The 11,001-nt window shown below is 65.3% G+C and carries 7 protein-coding genes and 1 pseudogene; 1 reads left to right on the top strand and 7 read right to left on the bottom strand.

The window, feature by feature from the left end:
• Positions 1 to 42: 42 nt before the first annotated feature.
• Entirely contained in the window at positions 43 to 1,293 is a 1,251-nt protein-coding gene (locus tag ISU10_RS11470; RefSeq protein ID WP_194696536.1) for an ATP-binding protein, read from the bottom strand.
• 333 nt (positions 1,294 to 1,626) lie between these two features.
• On the opposite strand from ISU10_RS11470, the pseudogene ISU10_RS11475 reads away from it, so the two are divergent.
• Positions 1,627 to 1,788, top strand: a pseudogene (locus ISU10_RS11475) (DUF255 domain-containing protein); the annotation flags it as partial.
• A 121-nt stretch (positions 1,789 to 1,909) separates the two neighbouring features.
• On the opposite strand, the gene ISU10_RS24120 reads toward ISU10_RS11475, so the two are convergent.
• Genes ISU10_RS24120 through ISU10_RS11505 form a run of 6 tightly spaced genes read right to left on the bottom strand, consistent with a single transcriptional unit; the run spans position 1,910 to position 10,415 of the window.
• Complete coding sequence (locus tag ISU10_RS24120) at positions 1,910 to 3,088, bottom strand: Wadjet anti-phage system protein JetD domain-containing protein (protein ID WP_194696538.1); 1,179 nt, start codon at positions 3,086 to 3,088, stop codon at positions 1,910 to 1,912.
• Positions 3,085 to 6,483, bottom strand: a complete 3,399-nt coding sequence (locus tag ISU10_RS11485; RefSeq protein ID WP_194696539.1) for an ATP-binding protein — start codon at positions 6,481 to 6,483, stop codon at positions 3,085 to 3,087. Before ISU10_RS11485 ends, ISU10_RS24120 begins: the two co-directional genes overlap by 4 nt.
• The gene (locus tag ISU10_RS11490; RefSeq protein ID WP_194696540.1) at positions 6,476 to 7,054 is read right to left on the bottom strand and encodes a DUF4194 domain-containing protein; all 579 of its coding nucleotides are present in this window, start codon (positions 7,052 to 7,054) and stop codon (positions 6,476 to 6,478) included. Before ISU10_RS11490 ends, ISU10_RS11485 begins: the two co-directional genes overlap by 8 nt.
• A complete protein-coding gene (locus ISU10_RS11495) occupies positions 7,051 to 8,496 on the bottom strand; it encodes a DUF3375 domain-containing protein (RefSeq protein ID WP_194696541.1) in 1,446 nt (481 codons plus the stop codon). The genes ISU10_RS11490 and ISU10_RS11495 overlap by 4 nt, the downstream gene beginning before the upstream one ends.
• 49 nt (positions 8,497 to 8,545) lie before the next feature.
• Positions 8,546 to 9,361: a GSU2403 family nucleotidyltransferase fold protein gene (locus ISU10_RS11500; RefSeq protein WP_194696542.1), complete on the bottom strand. Its 816-nt coding sequence runs from the start codon at positions 9,359 to 9,361 to the stop codon at positions 8,546 to 8,548.
• Positions 9,333 to 10,415 carry a helix-turn-helix domain-containing protein gene (locus ISU10_RS11505; protein ID WP_194696543.1) on the bottom strand — a complete coding sequence of 361 codons (1,083 nt, stop codon included), beginning with the start codon at positions 10,413 to 10,415 and terminating at the stop codon, positions 9,333 to 9,335. Before ISU10_RS11505 ends, ISU10_RS11500 begins: the two co-directional genes overlap by 29 nt.
• Positions 10,416 to 11,001: the final 586 nt, after the last annotated feature.

The following is an 11,001-nucleotide window of genomic DNA, read 5'->3' on the forward strand; positions in this document are numbered from 1 at the left end:
TTGGCGTCTGGGCGGTGTGCAACGGTCGTCGGTGACCCGTCGTCACGGCCCCAGGCATCCGATCGGGATGACGTGTACGCCGTCGGGTCGGCGGCCGCCGGCGCCTGTCGACGTGATCACGCCGAGACAGGCAGGTTCCTTGTGCCGGTCGGTATCGACGTTCCTGGCGAACTTGAGCAGGGACGCGGCCCCGGCGTCGACGTCGCGTGGGTTGAGCTTGACCTCGAAGGCTGCCCACTTGTTGTCCCGAGCGGTCAGCACGGCGTCGACTTCGTTGCCGTTCTCGTCGCGCCAGGAGTCGACGCGCCCTCGGTGCAGCTGCGCATAGATGCGGAGGTCACGGATGACCAGCGCCTCGAAGTGGAAGCCCAAGGCCAGGGGATCGGCCTTGAGTTCGGCACTGCCGATGTTCAGCGCGGCGGGTCCGATCGAGGGATCGACGAAGTAGCGCACGGGCGCGGTGCGGAGTCGGGCTCGCGAGCGCATGTGAGGTCGCCAGGCCGCGGAGTCGTCGGTGAGCCACAGGCGGGCGAGTGCATCGAGGTAGCCGGTGAGCGTCTCGTACGCGATTGGTCCGCCGTCGCCCCCGACGTCCTTGGCCAGATCGCTCAGCTTGACTGGCTGTCCGACGCCGCGACCCAAGGCTTCGAGTAGGCGGCGCAGATTGCCGGGGTTGCGGCGGTGGCCCATCTCGGGGACATCCACCTCCACGACCTGACGCAGGTAGTCGGCCAGCCAGTCGCGTGCGAAATCCTCGTCGGCGTCGAGCAGCTCTGGCCAACCGCCGGTGATGATGCGGCGGAGCAGATCGTCGAAGGACAGGTGCGTCCCCAGGCCCGTCTGGCGCTCGCCATCCAACAGGCTGGCCAGCGACATCTCCCCGGTCGAGTGGCCAGATTCGAACAGGCTCATCGGCCGCATCTGCATGACGGAGAACCGTCCCGCCCCGGAGTGCCGGTTCGCGTCGTCGCGAGGTCGCGCGGATCCGGTGAGGATGAAGTGCCCCTTCTCGGCGCGGTCGTCCACCTGGCGCCGTACGCGGTTCCAGATGTCGGGGGCGACCTGCCACTCGTCGAACAGGATCGGCGGTTCCCCGGCGAAGAGCGCTTGAGGATCGAGATCGAGCTGGGCGCGCGCTGCTGCGTCCTCGTCGAGACGGATGATGGTGTTGGCGACCTGCGATGCCGTGGCGGTCTTCCCGCACGCCTTCGGTCCCTCGATGAGGACGGCTCCCATCACGCTGAGTCGGGCCTCGAGCTCCTGGTCTGCGATCCGGGGTAGGTAGGTCGCCATGCGCTAACTCTAACGTTTGCGTAGATCGAAGTCGAACTTTTGCGGTCAATGAATCTGAAGATTCGGATCGCTTGAAGTCGAAGTTCTGCGGCTGCGCCGGGCGTGGTCTCGGTCGGCCAGCTCGTCGTCGTGGCGAGTGTGGAAGGGGACGTCGTGGGTGTTGCTGTTCATGGTTCCTCCTGTCAGGCGTTGGTCCGCGAGGATCGTGGGCGACAGGTAGGTGTGAGGGCCGAGGGGACAAGGGGGTCCCTCCTAGGCTGGACGGGTGTGAGTCGCGTCAGGCTCTCGAGAATCTGCCTTCGTGCACGTGCCACTCGTCAGGAGTCGTGGGAAATGGCCAACCGCCTCGCCTCGGCGACGAGTCCCTACCTGCTGCAGCACGCCGACAACCCGGTCGACTGGTGGGAGTGGGGGAGCGAGGCGTTCGAGGAGGCCAGAGGACGCGGCGTACTCGTCCTGCTGAGCGTCGGCTACTCCGCGTGCCACTGGTGCCACGAGGTTCCTCGCTTGGCGGCTGTCGACGGAAATCTGCGAAACCGCGGGTCAGCGGCCTAGTCGCGGTTCGTGTCGGATCGGCGAATGTCGCCGTTGGACACCGTTTCCGGGGCTTCGTGCATCACTCTCGTGCATCACTCGGGCTCGTTTGCTGGGCCTGCTCGAGGGCGGTTGTCGCAGCCGCCCAGTCGACTCGCTCCTGCTCGAGGCGAACCCGTCGGCCCAGTCGGTCGGTGACGAGATCGGTGTAGAGGTCGAGTTCGGCCTTTGTCAGGCGTGTCAGCGAAGACGTCGCCGGACGGTCCTCGCTGACCCAACGCTCGCGGTGCGCAAGCAGAGTCGCTCGGTCCATCAGGATCGAGCAGGCAGCGGGGAGCCAGGCGCGTAGACGGTCGAGGATCGCGAAGCCGTGGGTGTCGATGTCGCCCCAGTAGATGACCGGGATGTCGGCGAGCCAGGGGAGGCGGCCCACGCGGTCCACCTCGAAGCCCTTGCCCCAAATCACGATTCCGTCGTCGGGAACATCGACACTCAGATAGGTGACCTCATTCTCGATGACGATGGCCGAGCGAGGTGCGATCGCCAGCTCCCGCAGCTCTGTCGTTCGGAGAGCCAGCTCGGAGATAGGTGTTGGCAACCCGAGTGACGACGAGACGCGGATTCGCACCATCTCTGGCTTGGCGCGAAGGCCTAGGTCGGTGAGGAACCCTGCGGCCGTTGAGGACACCCCGAGCATCGCGGCGAGCACGGGCCGATGCTTCTCGGCGAACTTGGTGTCGACGCCCGGAGCGCTGATCTCGCGAAGGTACTTCCCGGTGTCGCGATGAGTATCGAGCCACTCGAAGGCGGCGAGGAGCTGGGGCATTTCCTCGGCAAGTTCGAGGGCGCGATGGGGATGGGCGAGCACCCATGTGCGCACCGCCGGCGTCGTGGCGGCGAGCTCCAACAGCTCGCCGAACCGGCCCACCTCTCGCCTGACGCCCAGGAGCGACCAAGCCTGGTCCATGGTCGAAACAACCACTCGCGACGGCAGTGCGTTGCGGCCGAAGTGGCGGCCACCGACCTGACCGAGCACGACGTCGTATCGGCGCCCGTTGTCGCTTCCCGCGCTGAGGGCCGAGATCCACTCCCGGGCCGCAACGAGGTCGTCGCCGATCTCCGATGCCTTGGGGCCTCGCACGGGAATCTCGATCGCAGAGAACGCCGCTGCTCCGGCATGGGCGCGCAGGAGCGAGCCGTCGTCCCAGCGCCGCCGGACCCTCTCCCGGATGTCGCGCCGAGTGGTCCAACCGTGTGTCACGATGCCCGCCCGTCACGGCGAGCGCGGTACTCCTCGATCGTCATGGTCTGGAGTCGGGAGAAGGTGCCGCCCGGATTGTCGACGAAACCGATGGCCTTCACATAGGGCTCGATCACGTGGACCTTCTGGAGTGGTGTCACGATGAGCAGCTGCAAGCCGAGCTTGGCGAAGAGCTCGAGGGCGTATCGGGTGGACACGTCGGAGCCGCGGCCGAACGCCTCGTCGATCACGGCGAAACGGAAGTCACGGGACTTCTCGGCGCCCCACTCCAGTCCGAACTGGTAGGCGAGCGACGCGGCCAGGATCGTGTAGGCCAGCTTCTCCTTTTGGCCGCCGGACTTGCCGTCCGAGTCCGAGTAGTGCTCCCACTCCTCGTCGGTCTCGAGGATCCGCTCGGAGGCGGAGAACACGAACCAGTTGCGCACGTCGGTGACCCGACGTGTCCACGCCTTGTCGGAGTCCGCATAGCCCTCGCGGCCGCGGAAGCGCTCGATGATGCGCTTGACGTCGAGGAACCGCTGCTCGGAGTAGTGGTCGTCGTCGCCTGACAACGCATCGTCGGTGGCGCTACGAAGATCGGACCGGAAGCTGGACACGTCCTGGTTGACGGTCGCTTGCTTCTCCAGGCGGATGTAGTGGCCCGGGTTGTACGGGATCGCGCCGAGTGCTTTGTTGATCTTCGATACGCGCTCGTCGATCTCCTCGGCCTGGCGACGCAGCCAGGAGTTGAACTGCGCCAGTTCGCGGATCGTCTCGGTGTTGAGCTGTCTCTTGAACTCAGTCTCGAACCGAGGGAGATCATCGTCGCGGACCGAGGCATGCAAGGCCACGTAGTCCGCCCGTGCCTCGGCCGTAGCGTCCATCTCGCTGCGCAACTCCGGCCAACGCCGCAGCACCTCCGCCATGTACTGGCCGAGGCTCTGGCTGAATCCACCGAGCTCCCGGTTAATGCGGTCGATCCGCCTGTACAGCTCTTCCGTCAGCCGTTCTCCGGCCTCTGGCCACTGGCTGGAGTGTGAAGGTCGGTTCCTTCCGAGTCGGTCCTCGAGAGCTTCGTACGCGTATTGCGCAGCCGCAAGATCGCTGGTTGACTGGTCAGCGACGAAGGCGTCGTCGCGAGCTTTCTCGGTCTCTGCAGCCTGCACGGAGGCCTGAAGCTTCGCGAGTCGACCGATCAACTCACCGACGTGCGTCTTCACGTCTTCTTGTTGCTTCTCCACGCGTCCGAGGGCGAGCTTGATCTCCGCAAGTCGAGACGAGCCAGCCTCGAGCCGTGCCTTCTCTTCCTCGTGCAGGGCAGCGCGTTCTCGTGCCTCCACGACGTCCAGCTCACTCCACGACGGGAATCCGGCAATCGAGGTGAACGCATCGAGGCGTTGCTGGGCGGCCGCCCGCTCGGCCTCAACCTCGCGCCACGACTTCTCCGCTGCTCGCTTGGTCTCCTCCAACTGCGCGAGCTCCTCGTGCAGGGCGGCGATCTTGCGCTCGTTGGCCCACCCGAGCACCCAGGTGCGCGGATCATCGACACGAGTGCGGTCGTCCTTCTCGTGCCGTTCACCCGAGCGGACCTGCCCCTCGCGGGTGACGGCGCGTCGTTCCTGTCCGAACTGAGCGAGCGTGTCCACGCATCGGTAGTCAGCGCGTTTGATCAACTCGTCGGCAAGGTAATCGGCGAAAGCTCCGGCCTTGGTTTCCAGGCAGTCAGCGAGGATCAGGCGGTCGTGCGCCGTCGGCCTGAGAGGGACACGGCGATCCGGAACGCGTTCGTAGACCAGTTTCGTGCCGATCTGGCGACCGTCCCGGCCGCGGTAGCTGAGTCGTCGCCCGTTGACCCACCTCGCAACCTCGTCGTAGTGGACCTGGGGAACCAGCAAGGAGAGCGCGAATCCGCGAAGCACCCGCTCGGCGGCGCCGCGCCACTCGCTTTGGAGTTCGACGATGTCGAGCAGTTCGCCGGCGTATGGAAGCTCCTCTGGAGTCAGCCCAAGGTCCTTGCAGAGCTGCTCCCTCAGGTCGGTGTGGGAAGCAGGCAGGTTGCTGGTCCGCTTGGTCAAGCTGTCGAGCTCGTCGGTGAGGACCCCGGCTTCGCGATCGATTCGCGAGATCTCGCCCAGCAAGCGGGCAGCGTCATGGCCGATCTGGCTGCGCCGCAATTCGAGCTCGGCACGCGTGTCCGCGATGGTGGTGGTAAGAGAGCTGAAGTCGCTTGGGTTCTCGACCGCTGCGTAACCAGCCTGCTTGACAGCGGCGTCGAACAGCGTGCGGCGTCTGGCACGTTCTTCGGCCTGTTCACGAGCCGCGCGGGAAAGGCGCTCAAGCTCGCCGATCCGGTCTCCGCCGGCTCGCGCCCGTTCGGCGATCAACTCGTCTCGCTCGGATTCGAGGCGTCTGGCCGACACCTCTAGGTCGGACTTCTCGGTGAAGAGCCGCTCAGCCTCACTCTTCTGGGCAGCAATCTCCTCGCCGAGCATCTGGGAGCGTGCCTCGGCGACGAAGAGTCGAACAGCGTCACGCTGCCGTTCATGATCCGCGCGCTGGGTAAGCGCCGCGTCGTACTTCTCGGCCGTCGCGACGATGGGAGCGAGGGCTTCCAGCTGCTCGCGCGCCCGCTTGACTGCGTCATGAGCCTTCGTCAGATCCTCGAAGTGGGCGATGATGTCGCGCACCCGACCGCTGGCGTCTGATGGCTCAAGCATGTGATCGCGCACGAACTCGTTGAGATTGCCGACCGACTTCATCGATACCGTCTGGTGGAAGAGGTCGAGCGCCTGCTCAGAACGGATGCCGAGAAGGCGGCGCAGCGAGGTGCCGTACTTGGGGAAATCGTCGAAGATCTCAGCGCCGCTGGCCCGGAGGCGCTTGCGAAGGTCGCGCAGATCGGAGCCGAAGTCAGCGAAATCTGTCGCGATAGCGAGGGCCTTACTCGCCGTGACGAAGAACCGGTACGGCTGGCCTGTCTGTTCGCGCTGTTGGAAGACCTGGGCCAGGGTGACGCTTTCGCCGTAGCCGTCGTTGACGAAGACGCCGAGGATCACCGAGTAGGTCTTGGCGCTGGTGCGGAGGCCGATCGCCCGTGAGTGACCAGATGCCTCGACGCGCTCGGACTTGTAGTGCCCTTCGACATACGAGCGCAGTGTCCGCTCCTTGGCCTCTGCGCCTGCGGCCTTGTTGTAGGCGATCCGGTTCGCGGGCATCAGCAAGGTCGTGATGGCGTCGACGATCGTGGATTTGCCAGAGCCGATCTCTCCGGTGAGCAGCGATGTCTCAGCACCAGGAGTCAACCGCCACACCTGCTTGTCGAAGGTGCCCCAGTTGAAGACCTCGACGTGATCGAGGCGGTATCCGGCGCGACCGCTGCTGCTGAGTTCGACTGCGGAGAACAGTCCCTCATTCATCGGGGGCCCCCTTTCCGGCGTACTGCTTCAACTTGCCGGCGAAGTCCGAGAGGGTCTGGGCATCCACGTAGGCCTTGAGGATGCGGCGCACTTCCCAATGGTCGGGCTGTCCGCGCAACGGCCGCAGGAAGCCGAGCTCGACAGCCTTCGCGATCGTGCGCTCCGCGTGATCGGTGACGCGCGCTTCGTTGGAAGAGTCGGCTTGAAAGACGCGCAGCATCTCCAGGATCTGGTCTCGCGTGAGGACCAGTCGGCCTTCACTTCCTGCGGTTTCGAACTCGAGCAGACGCTTGCGCAGGAGCACCAACAGTAGGGAGACGTTGTACGTCAGCGTCCGGCGCCTGACCAGTCGTGGCAGCGCCTCTTCGTCCTCCCCGTCGGGACGTGATCGCAGGTAGGCGTAGCCCTCGGAGTCGTCGACCACGATCTCGACGCCGATGGTCGCGAAGTGATCGCGGACACCGGCGCCGGAGCGTTCCAGTGTCAGCCAGGTGTCCTCGTCGAGCTCGCGGTAGACGACGCCTTGCATCAGTCGGATGATCGCGGACGCGATCGCATGCGCGTCGCTCATGTTCGCTTCACCGTCACCTTCGCAAGCCTGATACGTCGGGCGTGGTCGGGATCCTCGGGGTCGTTGATCTCGAGCAAGGTCTCGTCGCTGTGGTCCATCTCGACCTCGATGTCGTCGTCGGCGAGCGCGAGATATCCGACCAGCTCGGCCGCGCCCTGTTCAATCGGGTACATCGCGATGATGTCGCTCAGGAGAGCAGAACTGTGCTCGGGCAGGAGGGCGCGGATGTTGCCAGCCAGTCGTGCCGAGTCGATGAAGGTCTGGTTGAAGAGCAGGTCAGCCTCCAGGTCAGCGTCCTCTGCTGGCGGGATCAGGCTCTCGACCTCGGAGGCGGGTGGCGACGAGTACAGCGGTCGCTCGAAGGGCAGCGAGATCTCGATGCCAGGTTCGTCCACCTCCAAACCAATCGCGGGCGGGTCTGCGCGTAGTTCGAGGGCGTTTGCCTCGACGGCGCGAACCAGTTCGAGAACACGTCGATTCTCAAGCCAGACCTGGTCGTCCAGGAAGCGACGCAACTGTTCCGAGATCTGCCGCACGGTGCCCTGCGCTCGCTCGGCGGCCTCCGCCCAATCGTAGTGGATCGACCGCACGCGGTCATCGTGCTCCACCGCTGCCAAGTTGCTGACCTTCGACAGCAGATCGGAGAGCTCATCTTGGCGGGACTCGGAGAGAAGGAAGTCGTAGAACGACTGGAAGGTCCGACCTTGGTCGGATCCGGCGATGTCGGAGCGTGAACCCATCAGGTCAGCGAGCAACTCGCCCTTACTGCCGTCCCATGCCGCGATCCGCTCTCGTGCTGCCCTGTCTAGGCCGCGGAAGTTCTCCTCCACCTCACGGAAGTCGCTCAACAGGTCGCGAGCGGTCGACGAGAACTGCTGATAGCGATCTCTCACGCCGGTTTCGTCCAAGACGGGGACCTGGCCGGCTTCAACCGCAGCGATCTGCGCATCGATCTCGTCGCGCTGACGCCGTAGCTCTGCCAGTCGCAGATCGGGGTCGGACTCGGATCCGTGCACGATCTGCCTCAGCAGCTCGACGATCGTGTGTAAACGCGACTCGGTGCCGACGAAGCTCCGCGCCTTCAGCGACTCGACCCAGGCGTACGCCCGCTCGAAGGCTGGGGTCGCCTCGTAGTGGACCTCGTCGTCACCGGCCGGATAGAACCGACGAAGGAAGCCGGCTTCGGTGGCCGACCAGTCCTCCAGATAGGCGCGCGGATCTTTCGGAAAGCGGGTTTCGCCTTCGTCGCCGTCGGCCTCGCGATTGAGCGCGTAGAGCTGATCATCCAGGGCCGCTGCGACGACGCTCGCCGAGGAAGCGCCGCGGTTGTTCTGGACGAAGAAATCACCGAGGAACGAGAGGATCAGGCTCGCGTTGTTGGCGCGCAGCAGGCGCCAGGCAGGGTGCCTCGCCCGCAGAGCGTCGATCGCCTCGTAGTCCACCCGCGAAGCCTACGGATCAGGTCCGACACGATTCAGCAAACCTGACTGATCAAGCCAGCGCCGACAGCAGATCCTGGGCCAGGAAGCTGACGGAGGCGGAGACGGTGTCCGGCTGGCCGACACCTTCTTCGGCTCGTCCCGCCATCGTCGATCCGAGCGCATCTGGTCCCGCGGCAAAGAGCTGCTGGACGAACTCGAGTGCCCGGGTCGTGGCCCGCTGCGAAAGTTCCTCCGCGAGGAGTTGCCGAATGGTCTCGGCGAGCTCGGAGGTTTCGGTCGCGACGAGCAGCCGGTAGATGTCGTGGGCGTCCTTGTCGTTGAGGCGGTCCGGGGTGTCGACACGTTCGCCGAGCTTGTGGAGCTTTGCCACCAAGAGCGCGGCGGGGCCGGCGACATTGATGACCTCGCTGCGGCCGTCGCCGTCCAGGGACTGAACCCTCATGGGGGACTGGTCGATGATTGCTGCTTCGAGTCCGGCAGCTCGCCGAGCCGAGTGCTTGTCATGTGGCGGGATCCGAACGCCACGGCGACTCCCTGAGCCGGCAAGGTTCTCGGGAACCATGAGGTCGACGGGGATTCCGTTGGGCGACATCCAGGCGCCGGGCTGCCTGGTCACCGGGTTGAGGATGAAACCGGCGCGTGTCATCGCTTCCTCAAGGAGTGGGTCCTCGCCGAGCGCTCGGGCGTCGATCGCCAGATCGGAGTCCTTGGTCGCCTCAGCGATGGCGAATGTCGCATGGCCGGTGTGCAGATAGATCGCCTGAGCACCGATGAGGATCACCGAATCCTTGTGCGCCTCGAGAGCCGCGACAGCGTCCAGCAGAGCGGCACGCGCCTCAACGATCAAATTGTCGGCGCCAGGCATCCGGGTTCTCCTTCATCCAATCCAGCAGGAATTCGCCTTCGGCGGGGTTGCGGCCGGGACCTCCAAGAAGATCCGCGGCTGCCTGGCTTGGCGCGACGATCGTGATGTCGCGCCAGGTCGAAGTGCGTTCGAAGACCACGGGCGAGCGCGGTGCAGCGAGGATGACATTGGCCCCCGACTCAACGGGACGCAGTCCGAGATCCGCCGCCAGAGCCATCGGATCCTCTGCATAGATCAGTCCCAGACGAGCCTCGGCGTAGGGAGCATAGGGCTGGGTCGCCAGCGAGCCACTCACTGCGTAGCGCTGCGGTGACGTCGTCTTGCCGAGCTTCTGGACGACGCTGTCGACGCCGCGTGGTTCGAGGAATCCGCGCGTGCTGTTGGCGTTGAGGACTGGAGCATCTTGGCTCCAACGCCGCAAGAGCTCGGGCCAGTCGACCTCGGTGATTGGTCCGCGGTCTACTCGCGAGAGCAATCCCTCGTTCTTCAGGTAGTCGACGAGACGGTAGGCAGCGCCGATGGACGCCCCAGCGACCTTCGCCAGCTCGGGAACCGTGAGAGGCGGCGTGTAGTCGGCCAAGGCTCGCACCATCAGCGCCGCCGGCAGCCCGTTGAGACTCGTGGTCGGCCGGCCGACTCCCCGCCACGGATCGGCAGTCGCGCCGCGTTCGGAGATGACGACGAGCGGCTTCTCTGCGCTGATGAAGATGTTTCCGGTTGCGTCGATGTAGGAGACGTCGCGCTCACGGAGCAGGTCCTGGATCTGCCTGCTGAGGTAGCGCGTCGCAAGCAACCACGGTTCCGCCTCGTCGGTCTGTCGCGCGAGGCGCTCGGTGATGTAGCGCTGTTTGCCTAGCAATGAGAGCACGTCAGCGCGCGTGATCGTGCGCTTGGTTTCTACGCGGTAGGTAAGGACAGGTGAGCCGAAGCGCTCCAACTTGAGATTGGCGTCGACCTCGGGGTGGGTGCTTGCGGTGATCTGGACGTCCCAACCTGCCGGCAGAGTTGCTTGGAGTCGCTCGGATGCGCGCAGCAGCAAGTCCCGCTCGGACACTGGTTCTGGTCCGTCCGGCAGCACTGTAAGGGGTCGCCGCTCACTGGACACTTCTCGATAATAGCGAAGTTCCGTCTCGTGCGGAACCAAGCAGTTTCCGGAAACAATCCGACAGTGTTGGTTTCTGGAAACTCATGCCGAATCCCGTCGTCGCTTCGACTGGGGGAGTAGGTCGACAAGACTCCCATCCTCGCGGCCCCGGCGCGACAAGCGCCTCCAGCGCCGCCTCGGCCAGCTCCGCGGCGTAGCAGTTCGTCGAAGGACAGGTGCGTCCCCAGGCCCGTTTGGCGCTCGCCATCCAACAGGCTGGCCAGCGACATCTCCCCGGTCGAGTGGCCAGACTCGAACAGGCTCATCGGCCGCATCTGCATGACGGAGAACCGTCCCGCCCGGAGTGCCGGGTGGCGTCGTCGCGAGGTCGGGCGGATCCGGTGAGGATGAACTGCCCCTTTTCGTCGCGGGCGTCCACCTGGCGCCGCACGCGGTTCCAGGTGTCCGGGGAGACCTGCCACCACTCGTTTCCACGGCTCGCCCTCACCGGCTGGTGCACGGAACATCACCTGGTACTTCGTGCCACCGTTCTCCG

Source organism: Nocardioides agariphilus (assembly GCF_015352445.1).
Lineage (GTDB): Bacteria > Actinomycetota > Actinomycetes > Propionibacteriales > Nocardioidaceae > Nocardioides > Nocardioides agariphilus.

Coding starts and splice junctions, on each gene's coding strand:
- ISU10_RS11500 (WP_194696542.1), bottom strand. CDS start 9,361: ATGCCTGGCGCCGACAATTTGATCGTTGAGGCGCGTGCCGCTCTGCTG.
- ISU10_RS11470 (WP_194696536.1), bottom strand. CDS start 1,293: ATGGCGACCTACCTACCCCGGATCGCAGACCAGGAGCTCGAGGCCCGA.
- ISU10_RS11490 (WP_194696540.1), bottom strand. CDS start 7,054: ATGAGCGACGCGCATGCGATCGCGTCCGCGATCATCCGACTGATGCAA.
- ISU10_RS11485 (WP_194696539.1), bottom strand. CDS start 6,483: ATGAATGAGGGACTGTTCTCCGCAGTCGAACTCAGCAGCAGCGGTCGC.